Source organism: Stenotrophomonas sp. ZAC14D1_NAIMI4_1 (genome assembly GCF_003086775.1).
Taxonomy (GTDB): domain Bacteria; phylum Pseudomonadota; class Gammaproteobacteria; order Xanthomonadales; family Xanthomonadaceae; genus Stenotrophomonas.
The window spans coordinates 341,495-359,780 of record NZ_CP026001.1; the positions used below are offsets into that span (position 1 = coordinate 341,495).

At 68.5% G+C, this 18,286-nt stretch carries 18 protein-coding genes; 5 read left to right on the plus strand and 13 right to left on the minus strand.

What is annotated here, in order from left to right; all coding sequences use genetic code 11:
• Nucleotides 1-447: 447 nt before the first annotated feature.
• From C1927_RS01520 to C1927_RS01535, 4 genes are all read right to left on the minus strand, one after another.
• On the minus strand, nucleotides 448-1,764 hold the full coding sequence (locus C1927_RS01520) for an ABC transporter permease (RefSeq protein WP_108745755.1): 1,317 nt from the start codon (nucleotides 1,762-1,764) through the stop codon (nucleotides 448-450).
• 12 nt (nucleotides 1,765-1,776) lie between these two features.
• Nucleotides 1,777-2,934, minus strand: coding sequence for an ABC transporter permease (locus C1927_RS01525; protein WP_079224932.1), 1,158 nt, complete (start codon nucleotides 2,932-2,934; stop codon nucleotides 1,777-1,779).
• A gap of 14 nt (nucleotides 2,935-2,948) precedes the next feature.
• Complete coding sequence (locus C1927_RS01530) at nucleotides 2,949-3,638, minus strand: ABC transporter ATP-binding protein (RefSeq protein WP_049435531.1); 690 nt, start codon at nucleotides 3,636-3,638, stop codon at nucleotides 2,949-2,951.
• Nucleotides 3,639-3,741: 103 nt separating this feature from the next.
• Nucleotides 3,742-4,992: an efflux RND transporter periplasmic adaptor subunit gene (locus C1927_RS01535; protein WP_079224933.1), complete on the minus strand. Its 1,251-nt coding sequence runs from the start codon at nucleotides 4,990-4,992 to the stop codon at nucleotides 3,742-3,744.
• Between the two features lie 204 nt (nucleotides 4,993-5,196).
• On the opposite strand from C1927_RS01535, the gene C1927_RS01540 reads away from it, so the two are divergent.
• Genes C1927_RS01540 through C1927_RS01555 form a run of 4 tightly spaced genes read left to right on the plus strand, consistent with a single transcriptional unit; the run spans nucleotide 5,197 to nucleotide 8,698 of the window.
• Nucleotides 5,197-6,105, plus strand: a complete 909-nt coding sequence (locus C1927_RS01540; RefSeq protein WP_079224934.1) for an ABC transporter ATP-binding protein — start codon at nucleotides 5,197-5,199, stop codon at nucleotides 6,103-6,105.
• Entirely contained in the window at nucleotides 6,102-6,878 is a 777-nt protein-coding gene (locus C1927_RS01545) for an ABC transporter permease (RefSeq protein WP_108745756.1), read from the plus strand. Before C1927_RS01540 ends, C1927_RS01545 begins: the two co-directional genes overlap by 4 nt.
• 6 nt (nucleotides 6,879-6,884) lie before the next feature.
• Entirely contained in the window at nucleotides 6,885-8,099 is a 1,215-nt protein-coding gene (locus C1927_RS01550) for a sensor histidine kinase (protein WP_108745757.1), read from the plus strand.
• On the plus strand, nucleotides 8,096-8,698 hold the full coding sequence (locus C1927_RS01555) for a response regulator transcription factor (RefSeq protein WP_079224937.1): 603 nt from the start codon (nucleotides 8,096-8,098) through the stop codon (nucleotides 8,696-8,698). Before C1927_RS01550 ends, C1927_RS01555 begins: the two co-directional genes overlap by 4 nt.
• 126 nt (nucleotides 8,699-8,824) lie before the next feature.
• Here the strand turns inward: C1927_RS01555 and C1927_RS01560 are convergent, their stop codons facing one another.
• The 9 genes from C1927_RS01560 to C1927_RS01600 all read right to left on the minus strand — a co-directional run bounded on the left by C1927_RS01560 (nucleotide 8,825) and on the right by C1927_RS01600 (nucleotide 16,860).
• Nucleotides 8,825-9,361 carry a cytochrome b gene (locus C1927_RS01560; RefSeq protein WP_108745758.1) on the minus strand — a complete coding sequence of 179 codons (537 nt, stop codon included), beginning with the start codon at nucleotides 9,359-9,361 and terminating at the stop codon, nucleotides 8,825-8,827.
• Nucleotides 9,358-10,464: a catalase family peroxidase gene (locus tag C1927_RS01565; RefSeq protein WP_108745759.1), complete on the minus strand. Its 1,107-nt coding sequence runs from the start codon at nucleotides 10,462-10,464 to the stop codon at nucleotides 9,358-9,360. Before C1927_RS01565 ends, C1927_RS01560 begins: the two co-directional genes overlap by 4 nt.
• A gap of 277 nt (nucleotides 10,465-10,741) precedes the next feature.
• The gene (locus tag C1927_RS01570) at nucleotides 10,742-12,109 is read right to left on the minus strand and encodes a M17 family metallopeptidase (RefSeq protein WP_079224942.1); all 1,368 of its coding nucleotides are present in this window, start codon (nucleotides 12,107-12,109) and stop codon (nucleotides 10,742-10,744) included.
• A 3-nt stretch (nucleotides 12,110-12,112) separates the two neighbouring features.
• Nucleotides 12,113-12,835: an HAD family hydrolase gene (locus C1927_RS01575; RefSeq protein ID WP_108745760.1), complete on the minus strand. Its 723-nt coding sequence runs from the start codon at nucleotides 12,833-12,835 to the stop codon at nucleotides 12,113-12,115.
• A gap of 31 nt (nucleotides 12,836-12,866) precedes the next feature.
• Nucleotides 12,867-13,973, minus strand: a complete 1,107-nt coding sequence (locus tag C1927_RS01580) for an AI-2E family transporter (protein ID WP_079224946.1) — start codon at nucleotides 13,971-13,973, stop codon at nucleotides 12,867-12,869.
• 67 nt (nucleotides 13,974-14,040) lie between these two features.
• Complete coding sequence (locus C1927_RS01585) at nucleotides 14,041-14,487, minus strand: protein sip-5 (RefSeq protein ID WP_079224948.1); 447 nt, start codon at nucleotides 14,485-14,487, stop codon at nucleotides 14,041-14,043.
• Nucleotides 14,484-14,954 carry a phage holin family protein gene (locus C1927_RS01590; RefSeq protein WP_079224949.1) on the minus strand — a complete coding sequence of 157 codons (471 nt, stop codon included), beginning with the start codon at nucleotides 14,952-14,954 and terminating at the stop codon, nucleotides 14,484-14,486. The genes C1927_RS01585 and C1927_RS01590 overlap by 4 nt, the downstream gene beginning before the upstream one ends.
• Before the next feature lie 8 nt (nucleotides 14,955-14,962).
• Complete coding sequence (locus C1927_RS01595) at nucleotides 14,963-15,325, minus strand: hypothetical protein (protein WP_079224951.1); 363 nt, start codon at nucleotides 15,323-15,325, stop codon at nucleotides 14,963-14,965.
• Between the two features lie 101 nt (nucleotides 15,326-15,426).
• Nucleotides 15,427-16,860, minus strand: a complete 1,434-nt coding sequence (locus C1927_RS01600; protein ID WP_079224953.1) for a Do family serine endopeptidase — start codon at nucleotides 16,858-16,860, stop codon at nucleotides 15,427-15,429.
• Nucleotides 16,861-17,307: 447 nt separating this feature from the next.
• Here C1927_RS01600 and C1927_RS01605 point away from each other — a divergent pair, with 447 nt between their 5' ends.
• On the plus strand, nucleotides 17,308-18,210 hold the full coding sequence (locus tag C1927_RS01605; RefSeq protein WP_108745761.1) for a histone: 903 nt from the start codon (nucleotides 17,308-17,310) through the stop codon (nucleotides 18,208-18,210).
• Nucleotides 18,211-18,286: the final 76 nt, after the last annotated feature.

An 18,286-nucleotide genomic window follows, 5' to 3' on the forward strand; every position in this document is an offset into this window, starting at 1 on the left:
TTCATCCACGCATGGCGTGGATCTACTGGAATGCGGACACCCGCGCGATCGACAGGCGCATCGGTAGATCCACGCCATGCGTGGACAAGGCACGGGTAGATCCACGCCATGCGTGGACAAGGCACGGGTAGATCCACGCCATGCGTGGATGAAGCACCGGTAGATCCACGCCATGCGTGGATAGGGCACCAGTAGATCCACGCCATGCGTGGATGAAGCACCGGTAGATCCACGCCATGCGTGGATGAGGCACCAGTAGATCCACGCCATGCGTGGATGAGGCATCGGTAGATCCACGCCATGCGTGGATGAAGCACCGGTAGATCCACGCCATGCGTGGATAGGGCACCAGTAGATCCACGCCATGCTTGGATGACGACCAACAAAAAAGGGCGAAGCCTTCGCTTCGCCCTTCCACATCCATCACCACATACACGTGTGCGCTGATCAGGTTTCGCGCAGCGCCGTGGTGATCGGCAGGCGCGCCGCGCGCAGTGCCGGGAACAGGCCACCGACCAGGCCGATGCCCAGCGCCCACTTCAGCCCATTCCACAGCAGCTCCGGCGATACATGGAACTTGAACACCACCGCGCTGAAATTGCTGCCGATGGTGGACACGCTGTATCCGTTGAACAACAACCAGGCCACGGCGCAGCCGAGCAATCCACCCAGCAGCGCCAGCAGCATGGTTTCCAGCATCACCGCAGTCACCACCGGCAGGCCGCGGAAGCCGATCGCACGCATGGTGGCGATCTCGCGTGCACGCGTGGCCACGGCGGCATACATGGTGTTGAGTGCGCCGAATACCGCGCCCACCGCCATGATCGTGCCGATCACCTTGCCGAGGATGTCGATCAGCTTGGTCAGGCCGCCGCCCTGCTTGCTGTAGTAGGCGCGCGTGGTTTCCACGTCCAGCTTCAGGCGCGGGTCGGCAGCCACCGCCGCCTTGAACTGCTCGAAGCCCGCCTTGCCATCGGTGCGCACGCTGATCGACTGCCATGCACCGCGCTGGTAGGTGGTGGCCAGCGTATCGGCGTCGGTCCACAGTTCTGAATCATGTGCATCGCCGGTGGCAAACACACCCACCACGGTCCAGGCCTGGTTGCCCAGGGTCAGCGTCTTGCCCACCTCCATGTTGCGGAACTGGCCCTGCGCCCCCTGGCCGACCACGATCTCGCGCAGGCCGGTGGCGAACTTGCGGCCCTGCACGATCTTGACCTTGTCATGCACCGCCCACGCCTGTGGGCCGACGCCGCGGAACTGCGCATTGACGTCGGTGCCATCGGCACGCGACACCAGGTTCACCACCTGCGAAAGTTCCGGTGACAGCAGGGGCCGGCCTTCGCCATCGCGGGTGATGCCGGGCAGGGTGGACAGCGTGGGCACCTGTTCGCGGGTGATGACCGAGTTGGTCTCGGCCTGCGAACCACCCCGCAGCACGATGGCGGTGGTGTCATCGCCGGTGTTGTTGAGCGTGGCCTGGAAGCCTTCGCCCATCGCCAGCATCGCCACCAGCACGCCGACCACGCCGGCGATGCCGACCACGATCACCGAGGAGGCGCCCCAGCGCTGCGGCAGGCTGGCGATGCCTATGCGGGTGGCCGCCAGGGCCAGGCGGCCGCTGCGGGTCAGCAGCAGCCACAGCGCCACCAGCACGGCCACGGCCAGCACGCCAAACCATGGCAGGCCGATCCACAGCACCAGGCCCACCGCCAGCAACAGCACGGTCAGCGCGTTGCCCAACCACTTCTTGAGCTTGTTCATTGGTTGTCCTCCTCAGCGGCCGGCCAGCGCATCGACGATCTTCAGGCGCTTGGCCCGCAGCGCAGGCAGCAGCCCGACCACGATGCCGATCACCACGATCAGGCCCACGCCCACCAGCCAGGTGGGTGTGGGTACGTGCGGGGGCAGCATGCCCATGCTCTTCGGCGCGATGGCCGGCAGCACCAGCGCGGCCAGGCCCATGCCGATCAGGCCACCGAGCCCGATCAGCAGCACCGACTCGACCATCACCAGCGTCAGCACGGTGCCATCCTTGAAGCCCAGCGTCTTCAGCGTGGCCAGTTCGGGAATGCGCTCGCGCACGGCCTGGGCCATGGTGTTGCCGGTCAACAGCAGCAGGGTGAAGAACACCGCGCCCATGATCGAGGTGACGATCATGCCGATATCCGCGAACTGCTTGACGAAGGCCTGCTGGAACGCCGATTCGGTCTGGGTCTTGGTTTCGTGGTCGGAGTTGGCCGAGATCGCATCGATGGCCTGGGCCACCCGCGAGGCATGGTCGGGGTTGTCCAGGGTGATCGTGTACCAGCTCACCTGGTTCTTGATGTAGTCGTTGGATTCGTCGAAGTACTTCCAGTTCATCATCAACTGGCGTTCTTCGTTGCCCGCCTGCGCGCGGTCCTTGGAACGGAAGATGCCCTTCAGTTCCAGCGGCCAGTCGTTGCTGCCGCCGCGGGGGAAGATGGTGGCCTGCAGCGGGATGGTGTCGCCGATCTTCCAGCCGAACTGGTTGGCCAGGCTCTCGCCGACGATGGCACCGGTGCGGGTCTGCTTCCAGTCTTCCAGCTGCGCCGGGTCGATCTGCAGTTCGCGGTAGACATCGAAGTAGTTGGGTGACACCGAGAAATTCGGGAAGAAGTTCTTCGGGTCCTGGTAGATGCCGCCGAACCACATGCCATAGGCCACGTCGCGCACGCCGTCGACCTGGCGGATCTGCGTTTCCAGGCGGATCGGCAGCGACTGGGTGATCGACAGGCGCGATGCGGTGACCAGGCGGTTGGCACCTTCCACGCTGCCGCCGGAGTTGAATGCCACGCGTACCGAATCGAGCATGCCGAACAGCAGGAACGCGGCGACCACCGAGAGCAGGGTCAGCAGGGTCCGGGTGCGGCTGCGGAACAGCTGCGCCCAGACAAGGGAAAAGTATTTCATCGCCGGGGCCTCCGTCAGTGGGCCAGCGGGGCGTCGGCCAGCTCGCCCTTGTCCAGGTGCACCGTGTGGGTGGCGTATTCGGCGGCCTTCGGGTCATGGGTGACCATGATGATGGTCTTGCCGTGTTCGCGGTTGAGCTGCTGCAGCAGGCCCAGGATCTCCTCGGCCGACTGCCGGTCGAGGTCGCCGGTGGGTTCGTCGCAGATCAGGAAGGTCGGGTCGGAGACGATGGCGCGGGCGATCGCCACGCGCTGCTGCTGGCCGCCGGACAGTTCGTTGGGGCGGTGGCTGCGGCGGTCGGCGAGGCCGACCAGGGTCAGCGCGATCTCGGCATTGCGCTTGCGCTGGGCGGCGCTGAGGTGGGTCAGCAGCAGCGGCAGTTCCACGTTCTTCTGCGCGGTCAGCATCGGCATCAGGTTGTAGAACTGGAAGACGAAGCCGACGTGGTGGCTGCGCCAGGTGGACAGCTGGCCGCCGCTCATCTGGTCGATGCGCTCGCCTTCGATGCTGATCTCGCCGCCGCTGGGGTTGTCCAGGCCGCCGATGAGGTTGAGCAGGGTGGTCTTGCCCGAACCGGACGGGCCCATCAGCGCGACGAAGTCGCCGCTGGCGATGTCCAGATCAATGCCGTGCAGCACCTGCACTTTTTCCGGGCCGCGTTGGTAGGTCTTGGTGATGTTGCGCAGTGAAACCAGGGTCGACATGGGTGGTTCTCCACGGAAGGCGGGAAACGGGGCACTGCGCCTGCGGTAGCCGCAGGCGTGCGTCGAACGGTGCTGCCGGCGGCGCCACGCGGGCGCCTGGCCGTTACTGCGCTTGTTTCTGTTGCACCTTGGCGCCATCGCGCAGGGTCTGCGGTGGGTTGACCACCACCGGTTCACCCGCACTCACGCCCTTGAGGATCTGGCGGTCCTTGCCCATCGCCTGGCCGGCCTGCACGGTGCGCTGCTGCACGCGGTCGGCATCGCCCAGTACGAAGGCCACGCTGGCACCTTCGCGCTCGACCACGGCGGTGGCCGGCACGCGCACGCCCTGCGGCTTGCTGGCGGCGGCCTGCGGCTGCGCCTGCTCCAGGAAGCTGACCCGCACGCCCATCTCCGGCACGATGCGCGGGTCCTTCACCTTCAGTGCGACGCGCACCTTCACCGTCGCCTTGCCACGATCGGCGGTGGGGATGATGGCGATCACCTCGCCGGGGATCTTCCATTCCGGGTAGGCATTGAGCGTGGCTTCCACCGGCATCTTCGGCTGCACGCGGCCGATGAAGGCTTCGCCCACTTCCACTTCGATTTCCAGCGAATCCATGTCGACGATGGTGCCGATGCCGGTACGGGTGAAGCCGCCGCCGGCCGACAGCGGCGAGACGATCTCGCCCGGCTGCGCGGCCTTGGCGGTGACCACGCCGGAGAACGGCGCGCGCACGATGTTGTTGTCCACGCCGAGGTCGGCGATGGCGAGCTGGTCGCTGGCCACCTTGACGTTGCGCTGGGCGGTATCCAGCTGTGCACGCACGCTGTCACGCTGGGCCACGGCCTGGTCGTACTGCGAACGCGAGACCAGCTGCTGGCCCACCAGTGCCTGCAGGCGGCTGGCTTCGGCGGCGGCCTGGCGCTGCTGCGCCTGCAGGCCGGCCACCTGCGCACGCGCGGCCTGCACCTGCGACGCGGACAGGCTGCGCTGTGCATCGGCATCGATCGGGTCCAGCGTGGCCATGATCTGGCCGGCCTCCACCCGCATGCCTTCCTCGATCATCACCTCGCGCACCTTGCCGGTGATCTTGGCCGACACCGTGGCCATGCGCCGGGCCACCACGTAGCCACTGGCGTCGAGCACCGAACTGCTGGCACTTCCCTGCTGGATCGCCACCGCCGGTGCGGTCTCGACCTCAGGCGCCGGCTCGCGGCCGAACAGCAGGAAGGCGCCGCCGGCCAGCAGCAGCACGATGACGACCAGGGCGATCCACAGCCAGCGGCGGCCGCCCGGGCCATCCCCGGAGGACGGCGGCGGGTTCTTGCGGTCGATGCGGAGTTCCTTCAACAGCTCGGCAGAAGCGTTCATTGCGTTCCATCACAGGCATTCGGGCGGATATGGCCGGAAGGGCGACAGCGGCGGTTCCGGTGGGCAAGCGTGCAGCACAGCATGCAGGTGGCACGGGGCGGGATGGCAGTGACAGCTGTCACCCGATGGAGCTGACGGCGGCCACTGCGAAACGTGACCGGCGCGGCACAGGATGGCAACGTCCCCGCTACCGGTACCGCACCGATGGATCCGACCGCAGCCCCCACGACGGCCCCACTGGCCCGCCTGCACCAGGTGCAGGTGCATTACGCCGGCCATGCCGCGCTGCAGGGTATCGACCTGCAGGTGCGTGCCGGCCAGGTCCTGGCCCTGCTGGGCCGCAACGGTGCTGGCAAGAGTACCGCGATCAGCGTGCTGCTGGGCCTGCGCCGCGCCGATGCCGGGCAGGTTGAACTGCTCGGTGGCGATCCGCAGCAGCGCGCCAGCCGCCTGGGGCTGGGCGTGATGCTGCAGAGCACCAGCCTGCCGCCGATGCTGCAGGTGGATGAGCTGGTGGCGCAGGCCAGTGCCTGCTACGCCGAGCCGATGCCGCTGGCGGAGGTACTGCAGCGCACCGGCCTGCAGGATCTGGCCCGCCGTCGCTATGGGCAGCTGTCCGGTGGCCAGCAGCGCACGGTGCAGTTCGCCATCGCGCTGTGCGGCCGCCCGCGCGTACTGTTCCTGGATGAGCCCACCACCGGCCTGGACATCCAGGCGCGGCAGGTGATGTGGCAGGCGATCCGGCAGCTGGTGGCCGAAGGCTGCGGCGTGCTGCTGACCACCCATTACCTGGAGGAAGCCGAAGCACTGGCACAGCAGGTGGTGGTGCTGGAACAGGGCCGCGTGCTGGCCGATGCGCCGCTGGCCGAACTGCGCCTGGCCGACCGGCCGCGCCGCATCCGCTGCCGCAGCAGCCTGGCGGTGGAGGACGTGCAGCGCTGGCCGGGCGTGCAGCAGGTGCAGCGTGATGGCGCGCACCTGCACCTGTTGGCCAGCCCGGCCGAACCGGTGGTGGCCCGCCTGCTGGCCACCGATGCGCAGCTGCAGGAACTGGAAGTACAGGGCGCGGCGCTGGCCGACGCCTTCCTCGACATGACCCGGGAGGCTGCATGAACACCGTGACCCGTTCCCTCGCTGCGCCGCGCCCGTCCATGCGTGCCGTCCTGCGCCCGTACATCGCCGAGTTGCAGGCCGAACTGCGCCGGGCCTGGCGCACGCCGGCCTTCGCCGTGCCCTCGCTGCTGTTCCCGGTGCTGTTCTACCTGTTGTTCGGCGTGCTGCTGGGGCGTGGCCATGCGCCGCTGTACCTGCTGGCCACCTACTGTGTGTTCGGCGCGATGGCACCGGCCCTGTTCGGCTTCGGCGTGCAGTTGGCGCTGGACCGCGAGGGTGGCCTGCTGACCCTGAAGCGCGCGCTGCCGATGCCGGCCGCAGCGCCCCTGCTGGCGCGGCTGGCGATGGCGGTGCTGTTTGCGCTGCTGGTGGCCGGGCTGCTGGTCACCGTGGCCTGCACCCTGGGCGGCGTGCATCTGCAGGCGCAGCAGATCCTGCAGCTGCTGGCGGTGGCGGCACTGGCAGCGCTGCCGCTGGGCGCCATCGGCCTGCTGATCGGCAGCCATGCCAGTGCCAGCGCGGCACCGGCGATGGTCAACCTGGTGTACCTGCCGCTGGCCCTGTTGTCGGGGCTGTGGCTGCCGCTGTCGGCGCTGCCGAAGCTGTTTTCCACGATGGCACCGCTGTGGCCGACCTGGCACCTGGCCCAGCTGGCACTGCCCGTGGTGGGGCAGCCAGCGGTGGGCAGCATCGCCGGGCATCTGCTGGTGCTGCTGGGCGTGACCGTGGCGGCGCTGCTGCTGGCGCGCCGTCGCCTGCGCCGGGTCGGCTGAACTGGCATGATCGGCAGCGAACGTTCCCGCCTGGATCCGCCCGTGCCATCGAACCGGCTTGCGTCGCTGCTGCGCCCCGCGCCGGATTCGGCCGTGGCCGACCTGCTGCGGCGGGGCAAATCGCCGTGGAGCGGTGCGATCCACCTGCTCTGGTCGGTGTGGATCTTCCTCACCCCCGCGCTGGGCAATGGCTTCACCCTGCGCTGGCTGTTCCTCACGTTGGCCAGCTATCCGCTGTTCCTGCTGCTGTATGCGCGGGTGATGCTGGCGCCGCGCCACCACGGCCCACGCTATGCGCTGGCGATGGTCGCGATGTCGCTGGTGCTGCTGCCCTGGTATCCGTCCGGCCTGAGCTACTTCGTGTTCGGCTGCGTGATGATGCGCATGAGCGGGCGCAGTGGCTGGTGGATGTACCTGCTGCAGCTGACCGCGCTGAACATCGTGTTCTGCGCCGCCGCGCTGTACTTCGGCTACCCGTGGCAGGCGCTGGTGTGGATGCCGGCGGTGTCCTTCATTGTTGGCCTGGTGGTGAACGTGGAGGCGTTGAGCCAGCAGCGCGACGTGGCCTTGCAGCTGTCGCAGGAGGAAGTGCGGCGGCTGGCCACCACCGCCGAGCGCGAGCGCATCGGCCGCGACCTGCACGATCTGCTGGGCCACACACTGTCGCTGATCACGCTGAAGCTGGAACTGGCGCGCAAGCTGTACGACCGCGATGACGCGCGTGCGCGGCAGGAGATCGGCGAGGCCGAGGCCATTGCCCGCGAAGCGCTGGCGCAGGTGCGCAGCGCGGTTACCGGCATCCGCGCCAGCGATCTGGCCGGCGAGCTGGCCTCGGCGCGGCTGCTGCTGGAATGCCAGCAGGTGCACCTGCACTACACGGTGCCGCCGCCGATGCCGGTGGAGGTGGAGCGCGGCCTGGCGCTGGTGCTGCGCGAGGCGGCCACCAACATCGTGCGCCATGCGCAGGCGACCCAGGCACGGGTGGAGTTCATGCAGGAAGGACGGCAGCTGGTGATGCAGATACGCGATGACGGACGGGGTGGCCTGCAGGCCGAGGGCAACGGCATGTGCGGCATGCGCGAGCGCGTGGCCGCGCTGGGCGGCCAGTTGCAGGTGCAGTCGGGCAAGGGCGAGGGCACGCTGCTGACCCTGCGCGTGCCGCTGGCGGCGGCCACCACGCCGGTCCCGCCGGCGTCGCTGGCACAGGGCGGTGCGGCATGATCCGCATCCTGCTGGCCGAGGACCAGGCGATGGTGCGCGGCGCGCTGTCGGCGCTGCTGGGCCTGGAACCGGACATCGAGGTGCTGGGCAGCGCTGCCGATGGCGAGGCGGCCTGGCGCATGCTGCAGCAGCTGCAGCCGGACATCCTGGTGACCGACATCGAGATGCCCGGCCTGACCGGCCTGGAGCTGGCCCAGCGCATTGCCCGCCACGAACTGCCGATCAAGGTAGTCATCGTCACCACCTTCGCCCGCGCCGGTTTCCTGCGCCGCGCGCTGGAAGCGGGGGTGCTGGGCTACCTGTTGAAGGACGCCCCGGCGGAGAACCTGGCCGACGCGTTGCGCAAGGTGCAGCAGGGCATCCGCGCGATCGACCCGCAGCTGGCGATGGATGCATGGTCGCAGGCCGACCCGCTGACCGACCGCGAGCGGCGCGTGCTGCGCCTGGCCGGCGAAGGCCGCACCGCCAGCGAGATTGCCGAGCAGCTGGGCTTGTCGCACGGCACCGTGCGCAATTACCTGTCCGAATGCATCGGCAAGCTGGGCGTGGCCAACCGCATCGAGGCGTACCGGCTGGCCCGGCAGAAGGGCTGGTTGTAGGCGCGCGATGCGCCGGTAGCGCCGGGCCATGCCCGGCGAGCGAAGTGGCCGCCCTTGACCTGCACCTGCACATGCGACGAAACGATCCGCCGGGCGTGGCCCGGCGCTACCAGTTCGCGGCCCGGCTCAATCCTTTCCGCGCGCCATCGCCTGGAACACGCCATCGCGGCGCACCCACAGGTGGAACAGCGCCGCGCCCACGTGCATCAGCACCGTGGCGAACAACACATACGCCAGCAGGCTGTGCGCGTTGCGCAGGGCCGCATACAGCGCCGGGGTGTGCGGCACGATCGGCGGCAGGTGCACGCCGCCCCACAGGGTGATCGGGTAGCCGCCGGCCGAAAGCATCGCCCAGCCGATCAGCGGCATCGCCAGCATCAGCCCGTACAGCATCCAGTGCGATGCCTTGGCCGCCAGCGCCTGCCACACCGGCAGGTCCGCCGGCAGCGGCGGCGGGCGATGGCGCAGGCGGTTGTACAGGCGCAGCAGCACCAGCACGAGGATGGCGATGCCCAGTGGGCGGTGCAGGTCGACCAGCATCGGCCGCAGGTGCAGCGATGCGACCATGGTGACGCCGACGAACAGCATCGCCAGGATCATCACCGCCATGGTCCAGTGCAGGATGCGCGCGAGCAGGTTGAAGTGGCCGTTGCCGGTACTCATCGTGCGGCCTCCTTCTTCGGTTGTTCGACGTTGCCGGCGGCGCGTTCGCGTTCGCGGCGGTTGAAGGACTGCGAGTACACGGCCGAGCGCGCGGCCAGGATCGGGTCGTCACTGCCGCGCACGCCGCTGGGCAGGATCAACGGGTCGAAGTTGATCTGGCCGCAGGCGCCTTCCTCCTGCGATTGCATGCGGTCCAGGCTGAGCACGCCGGCCACCACCTGGTCGCGCGTGTCCGGCCATGGCGTGGACGGATCGTCGATGGCATCGCCGGGCGCGGCGGTGCTGACCACCAGGTTCCACTGCACCGGGCCCTTGGCCAGGCGCTGCTGCAGTTCCTGGCTGAGGAAATCGACGCTGGCCTGCTTGCGCGTGTCCGCATCCATCTCCACCACCGGCGCCAGCGGCTGCCAGCGCCAGCGCACCGCGCGCTTCTGTCCCTGCGCGTTGGTGAACCAGAAACTGTTGACGCTGTTGTAGGTGGTGTCGGCCCAGCTGCTGGTCCACGGCGCAGTCTTCGCCCATTGCTGGAAGGCCTGCGCACTGGGGTATTTGGCCAGCACGGCGGCCATCTTCTGCGGGTCGGGCTTGCCGGTGGCCGGGTCGGGGATGGACGCGCGGGTCTGCTCGTAGAACGCCTCGGCGTCGGGCACCGCGAAGAACGGGAAGCTGTTCATCGCCATCCGCCATTCCTGGCCATCGTCGCTGACCATCTGCACGGCCATGCTGCGCACGCGGGCGGTGTTGTCGGCGCCGTACGGGTCGCCGCCACCGATCGACAGGCGGCCCATCACCGGCACGCGGGCCTGGGAGAACACCCGCGCGCTGGACAGGGTGGGTGCCTGCGCGCTGGGTTCGAACCAGCCGCTCACGCAGATGCCCTTGCTGTGCGCGCGGCGGAAGCCCGGGTGGGCCGGGCCGGTGGCTTCGATGGTGTCGGTGAAGCGCTGCGCGGTGAGGCGGTTGCCGATCCAGCCGGCCAGCCAGGCGAACGCCAACGCGACGCCGCCCAGGATCAAGGCGATCAGGGCGATCCAGGGCAACGGGGAATTGGCGCGCGGTGCGCCGGGCGTCTGGCCGGCGCGGGTGTAGCGGAAGAGCGACATGGTCGGGTTCCTGCCTTCACAGATCGTGTGGGTGGTCGACCCGCACATCCTCGCAGAACCCGGCCGGGGCCGAAATTCAATTTTTCGTCAGATTTGCCAGCCCCGGCCCCGGCCCCGGCAGCGGTAGAGTCGACCGTTGGTCGACTGCTCTCCGACCGGCCCTGGAAAATCCCGCGCTGCGCGCGACAGTCGACTGACAGTCGACTCTACCGTGGAGCGCGTGCCGCCGCCCCGCCGCCTCACCGGCCAGGCCGGTGGGGCAGGGGAGCGCGCAGGCTCAGGCGTACCGCGCTTTCAGCATCGCCCAGGCCGAACGCAGGGCCAGGGCCTCGCCACCGGCCGGACGGCCCGGGCGTTCGCCGTCGTTCCAGGCGTACACGTCCAGGTGTGCCCAGCGCTGGTCGTTTTCCAGGAAACGTTCCAGGTACAGCGCGGCGGTCACCGAGCCGGCCATGCGCGAGCCGGCATTGGCCAGGTCGGCCACGCCGCTGCTCAGGTAACGCAGGTACGGGCGCCACAGCGGCATGCGCCACACCGGGTCGCGGGTCTCATCGCCGGCCTGCAGCCACTGCTGGGCCACCGTGTCGTCATTGCTGAACAGCGCCGGCAGGTCCGGGCCCAGGGCAATGCGCGCCGCACCGGTGAGGGTGGCGAAATCCAGCACCAGGTCGGGCTTCTGCTCGCCGGCGAAGGTCAGCGCGTCGCACAGGACCAGGCGGCCTTCGGCGTCGGTGTTGTCGATCTCGATGCTCAGGCCCTTGCGCGTGGCGATGATCTCGCCCGGACGGAAGGCATCGGGGCCGATTGCATTTTCCACCGCCGAAATCAGCAGGGTCAGGCGCACCGGCAGCTGCTGGGCCATCACCAGCCCGGCCAAAGCCAGTGCGTGGGCGGCGCCGCCCATGTCCTTCTTCATGTTGCGCATGCCGTCGGCCGGCTTGATGTCCAGGCCGCCGGTGTCGAAGCAGACGCCCTTGCCGACCAGCGCCAGCGCCGGGTCGCTGTCCTTGCCCCAGCGCAGCACGATCAGGCGCGGCGCACGGTGCGAGGCACGGCCCACCGCATGGATGGCCGGGAAGTTCTGCTTCAGCAGTTCATCGCCGGTGATCGCTTCGACCTGCGCGCCATGGGTGTCGGCCAGCGCACGCGCGGCGTCTTCCAGCTGCTGCGGGCCCATGTCTTCGGTCGGGGTGTTGACCCAGTCGCGCACGCGCAGGCTGGCGGCGATCAGGTCGGCCACTTCCGCGCCGGGGCTGGCCAGCAGCTGCGCCGGTGCACGGTTGCGCTTGCGGTAACGGTCGAAGCGGTAGCTGCCCAGGCCCCAGCCCAGCTGCAGCAGCGCCTGTTCGGCGGCCGGCAGTTCGGTGGCCAGCTGCCACACGCTGCCTTCAGGCAGGGCGTGCGGGGCATGTGCATAGGCGTAGGCATCGGCGCGGTCGCCCACCCCGATCACCGCACCGGCCAGGCCATTCTCGCCGGGCAGCAGGGCCACGCTGTGGGCGCTGGCGGTGAAGCCCTGTGCGTCCAGCCACGCCTGCTGGGCAGCCGGCTGGGCGGCCTTCCAGCGTGCGAACTGGTCGCGGTCCAGCACGTGCAGCGGCAGTGCGGCGGTGGCAGTGGCGGTGAAGCCGATGATCTCGCTCATGCGTCAGTTACTCCGGTGTTCGTCGGCGGCATCAAGGTTGGCGTCCAACCAGTCGGCCAGGCCGGTAAGGGTGTCGAACTGCAGGTCCGGCTGCAGCTGCGGATGGGTCCAGGTGGCGGCGTCGCGGTTGATCCAGCAACCGCGCAGGCCAGCGGCGATCGCCCCGGCCACGTCCATCTCGACATGGTCGCCCACGTGCAGCACCTGCGCCGGGGCCACGCCCAGGCGCTCGCAGGCGGCATGGAAGATGCTGGCCTCCGGCTTGGCCGCGCCGTGTTCGCGCGCGCCCAGCTGGAAGGCGAAAAGATGCGACAGGCCGATCCGCTCCAGGTCGGCGTTGCCGTTGCTCAGCGCTGCGACCGGCACCCGCGCGGCGATGCGCGCCAGCGCCTCCAGCGCGTCGGGGTAGTACTCGACCTGGTTGCGCGCGGCATAGAACACTTCGTAGGCCGGCTCCAGCAGCTCCAGGCTGGCGCCGCTGTTCTGCAGCGCCTCCTGGATCGTCAGCCGGCGCAATGCGCTCAGGTCGAAGTGCAGGTGCGGGTTGTCGCGGAAGGAGCGCTCGCGCAGTTCGCGCATCGCCGCCACCGGGTACATGGCAGCGGTGGCGGGACTGTGCTCGCACATCCATTCGTGCAGGACCACGTCGATGCGGGCGCCGATCGGCGCGAACGGCCACAGCGTGTCGTCGAGGTCGAGGGTGATGGCTTGGACTGGAAATTTCACCCGGCCATTCTACGCCTGCCCGCCGGGGCTTTCATTCCAGCAGCCGCGCCCAGCCCTGCATGCCTTCCAGGCGGGCCAGCACCAGCTTGATGCAGACCAGCAGCGGCACCGACAGCAGCAGGCCGACCATGCCCCACGCCCAGCCGAACACCATCAGCGCCAGGATCAGCACCAGCGGTGACAGCTTCATCTGCCGGCCCAGCACGATCGGCGTCACCAGCTGCCCTTCCAGCGTATGCAGGCCCAGGTAGGCCGCAGCCGGCAGCAGGGCCTGCAGCGGGTCGCGGAACTCGACGAAGCCCATCAGCAGCATCATCGCCACGCCGATCAGCGGGCCCACGTACGGCGCGAAGTTCAGCAGCGCGGCCACCGTGCCCCACAGCAGCGCCTCCTGCAGGCCGATGCCGAGCAGCATCAGCACGCCGGCAAACACCAGGCCCACCAGCGTGTTGATGACGCTGATGGTGAGTACGTAGCGCGAGACCTCGCGCTCGATCGAGCGCAGGATGTCCGTGGTGAACCGTTGTTGCTGGCGGTTGGGGAACAGTGCGATGGCCGCGCGTTGCAGGCTCTCGCCATAGATCATGAAAAACAGGGTGAGCAGCACCACTGCCAGCACCGATGCGGCCAGCTTGGGGGCCCGGGTCAGCATGCGGTAGGGGTCGTCCAGCTGGGTGCGGATGACCTGGATCTTGCGGTTGCTCTCGCCACCGGCCACGCGCGCGAAGTTCTCCGCCGCCAGGTTGGCCTGCTGCACCGGCTTGGTCAGGTCCTGCACCTGGCGGGCGACCTTGCGCAGCTGCTGCGGTGCTTCCTGCGCCCAGTCCATCGCCGGGCCGATCAGCTGCACGCCCAGCGAGGCGGTCACGCCCAGGCCGGTGCCGAGGATCAGCAGCGCGCCGATCGCGCGCGGGATCCACAGCCGGCGCAGGAAACGCAGGATCGGGTTGCCCACCAGCGCAAAGAACATGGCCAGCAGCACCGGCAGGATGATGTCCTGCGCGGCCCACAGGGTGAAGGCCACGGCGAGGGTGGCCAGCACCACCAGCGACATCGGCCCGCGTGGGCGCGACGGCGGCGGCAGGGGCGCCGCGTTGTCCGGTCGGGGTGCCGCAGGGGACAGCAGGGACTCGCTCATCGACGCACCAACCGGGAAGGGAGGCCCATTATCAGCCCGCCGCGATCAACGCGGCGGGTGTGTCGAGTCAACGCTCGGAGACGTCGGTGGCCGCTTCGGCCGGCTGTGGTTCGCGCAGTTCCGGTTCGGGCGTGGCAGCCGCGCGCGGGGCAGGGCGGGCTGCGGCCTGCGGGGCCATCTGCTCGGCCGCCTCATCGGCCTGGTCGGCGGCTTCATCGGCCGTATCGGCCGCGTGTGCAGCCATCGCGGCGGCAAACGCCGCCTGGCCACTGGCAAACAGGTTCGATACCGAGCCGATCATCTGCAGCCAGCGTGCACCGTTCACCTTGCCCGGTACTTCCAGCTTGCCGGCCAGGAAACCGCCGGCCAGGCCGACGGTGATGATGCGCAGCGGCGACCAGCCCTGCCGCCAGACCTGGCTGAGCACGGTCCAGTTGTCTTCGGTTTCGGCCATGCGCACGGCCATCACCTGTTCGCAGCGCTTCACCCGTCGCTGCAGCGCGCCGAACTTCATGGCTTGCCCTCCGGAATCTGCACCTCGGCATCGGGGTCGTCTTCGCTGGGCTCGTCGAACAGCCCCAGCTTCGACAACTGGCGCCGCGTGGCATGCATGCCGGTGTGGTGGAAGAAGTAGGACACCCGCCAGATCGCATAGCCGGTCACGGCCAGGCTCAGCAGCGAGGTGATCAGCAGGGCCTGCAGCCAGCTCAAACCCCAGCTCTGCAGCAGGGCGATGAGGGTGGCGGCCATCAGCAGCCAGGCCGAGGCCCCGAAGACGATGCCCACCCCGGCCCAGGCCAGGGCGCGGCCGAATGCGCTGCGGGCCAGGGCGAAGTCGGCCGAAGCCAACCGCCGCAGCGAGCGCAGCGAATTCCTGGCCGAATCGGCGGTGGCCTTACCTGCCGCGCCGACCTGGCGGATGCTCTCGTCCAGCGGCGGGGTCGCCGCTGGATCGGGTGCTTGCGTGGTCTCTTCGCTCACGCCGCAGCTTACTTGTCGCTGCTGCTGGCCAGCTTGGCGATCAGCCAGCCAGCGGCGAAGGCCACGCCGAACGATGCCAGCGGACGCTCGCGGATCAGCTCGGCGGCGCTGTCGACCAGGTCCTTGCCCTTGTCCATCAGTGCGTCGACCTGTTCCTTGGCAGCGGCACCGCCGAATTCGGCAGCGGCCAGGCCGGACAGCGCGCTGTCGGACAGTTCGGCCTTGACGTTGGCCTTGCCGATGCGCAGTTCGTCACCGGCGGCGCCGGTTGCACCCTTGATCGCACCGCCGGCAGCGGTGGCGGCCTGCTTCAGGTGGGAACCGGCTTCACCCAGGTGTTCCTTCAGGTTCTCGGTATTGGTGGGGCTCATCGAATCACTCCTGTTGCGATGGGGGGACGAACGAAGGGTTCGGCCGATAGGGCGTACAGCAATAGCATCGGCCGGGTATAGGGGGTGTTACGGCGGGGCGATCAGCGCATCACCAGCTGGCCCTGCTGCTGGCCATTGTTGCGCAGGATGCGCAGCACCAGGTTGGCCGGGCGCTGCTGGAAGTTGGCACGCCAGCTGGCCAGGTCAGCGAATTCGCCCACCGTGGCCTCGGCGATGATGTCGCCCTGCTGCAGGCCGTTGCTGGCCGCGCGGCTGCCGCGCTTGACCTCGCTGACCAGCACGCCGCCCACGCCGGACTGGCGCAGCGACTCGGGCAGGTCGGTGAAAGTGGCGCCGGTCAGGCGCGGGTCCAGGCTTTCGCCGGTGACCGAGCGTGCCTGTTCCTTCAGCGTGGCCTTGACCTGCACCGCCTTGCCTTCGCGGCGCACGTCCAGCGCCAGCACGCTGCCGACAGCGGCCAGGCCTTCGACGTTGTGCAGCGCTTCGGCGCTGTCCACGCGCTGGCCATTGGCCGACACCACCACGTCGCCCGGCTTCAGCCCGGCTGCAGCGGCGGCCGAGCCGGCCAGTACGCGGGTGATCAGCGCGCCACGCGTTTCACCCAGGCCCAGGCCCTGGGCGATCTGCGCACTCAGGTTCTGTGCTTCCACGCCCAGGGTGCCGCGCACCACCACGCCGTGCTTGACCAGCTGGTCGACCACGCTGCGCGCCAGGTTGGACGGAATGGCCAGGCCCAGGCCGATGTTGCCGGCCATGCTGCCCTGCGGGTTGAAGCTGGCCGTGTTGATGCCGACCAGCTGGCCCTGCAGGTTGACCAGCGCGCCACCGGAATTGCCCGGGTTGATCGACGCATCGGTCTGGATGAAGTTCTGGTAGCCCAGGCCGCGGATGCCGGTGCGGCCCACCGCCGAGACAATGCCCGAGGTCACCGTCTGGCTGAAACCGAACGGGTTGCCAATGGCCACCACGAAGTCGCCCACCCGCAGCTGGTCGCTGTTGCCCAGCTTGATGTCGGTGAGGTTCTGCGCCGGGATGCGGATCAGGGCGATGTCGGTGTCGCGGTCCGAACCGAGGAATTCGGCCTTCACCGTGCGCCCGTCGGCCAGGGTCACCTGCACGTCGTCGGCGTTGTCGATGACGTGGTGGTTGGTCAGCACCAGGCCCTCGCTGGCATCGATGATGACGCCCGAACCGAGCGATTCGTTGATGCGTTCCTGCGGCACGTCCGGGAACAGGCGGCGGAAGAACGGGTCGTTGAAGAACGGATTGCGCACCCGCACCACCTGCTTGGTGTTGACGCTGACCACGGCCGGCATGGCCTTTTCCAGCATCGGCGCCAGCGACGGTACCGCCTGCCCGGCAACCGCGGCCGGCAACGCGGCACTGGTCGGCAGCGCGGCGGGAAGCGGCGCTGCATCGGCGCGGTTGTCCAGGTGGGCGTTGATGCCGGTGGCGACGAAGCCGCCGAAGGCAGCCGCGATTGCGAGCGTGAGCAGGGTGGGAAGCGGTCGCATGGGAGTCGGTTCGCTGGCGGTGGAGTGGGGCCGTAGGGCTATACGGTAGAACAAGCTGAATGAGTGTGTCGCGATCCGGATAAATGGCCCATGAAAAAAGACCGGCTCGCGACGCGCGTGGCGACCGTGCAGGCGTGCCTCTGCAGCATGCCTGCACGCGCCGAACCTTGCGCAGTTCGGCGCATCCTGGCGCTGCCATGGCGCTTGCCGCGCATCTCATGCACGGGCCATGCAGCGCCACGGGCGGGATGCCCGTGCACACGCGGGCATCATCGCGTAGCACTTAAATAAAGGGGTTTTCTGAATGAAGGTCGGCCTGGCAGTGGCTGTCGCTTACACCAGGGCCGTCGCATCCGATGCGATTGGATATGTGCGCCCCGTTCCACGATGGACAATGTCGGTATAGCATCGCCCCGTTTTGACAATCCAGGCCCCCAGGAGGGCAACATGAGCAACGGTAATGGTGTGTCGGTCGTGACCGACGCCGTCGAGAACGTTAAAGAAACCGCCGCCAACGTTGGCGAGACCATCGCCCACGCCGCCGAAGACGCCGTGAAGTCGGTCAAGAAGACCGTCAAGCGCGCCACCAAGGCTGCCGGTACCCGCGTTGCCAAGGCCAAGAAGGCTGTGGTCAAGGTCGAGAAGACCGTTGCCAAGAAGGCCGAGAAGGCTGCCAAGTCGGTCGGCAAGACCGTCGCCAAGGCGAAGCAGAAGCTGGAAACGGCCAAGAAGAACGCCAAGGCCGAAGCCGCTGCCCTGAAGAAGGAAGTGGCCAAGAAGAAGGCGGCTGCCGGCAAGGCCGTGACCAAGAAGGCCGCTGCGGCCAAGAAGACCACCAAGGCCGCCACCAAGGCTGCCGGCAAGAAGGTCGCCACTGTGAAGAAGGCCGCCACCAAGAAGGCTGCCGTCGCCAAGAAGACCGTTGCCAAGAAGACCGCGGCCGCCAAGAAGGTTGTCGGCAAGAAGGTCGCTACCGCCAAGAAGGCTGTGGCCAAGAAGACCGTCGCCGCCAAGAAGGTTGCCGGCAAGAAGGCCGTGGCTGCGAAGAAGGTTGTCGGCAAGAAGGTCGCCGCCACCAGGAAGGTCGCCACCAAGAAGACCGCCGCTGCCAAGAAGGTCGTCGGCAAGAAGGCCGCCGCCACCAGGAAGGTCGCCACCAAGAAGACCGCTGCTGCCAAGAAGGTTGTCGGCAAGAAGGTCGCCGTCGCCAAGAAGGCCGTCGCCAAGAAGGCTGCCCCGCTGAAGAAGGTTGCCGCCAAGAAGGCCCCGGCCAAGAAGGTCGTCGCCAAGAAGGCCGTTGCCAAGAAGGCTCCGGCCAAGGCCGTGCGCAAGGTCGCCAAGCGCAAGTAATCGCGCGGTGACAGAAGGCCCTTCCGCCCCCCGGGCGGGAGGGCCTTTCGCATTCCAGGGGCAGGCTTTGCGGCAA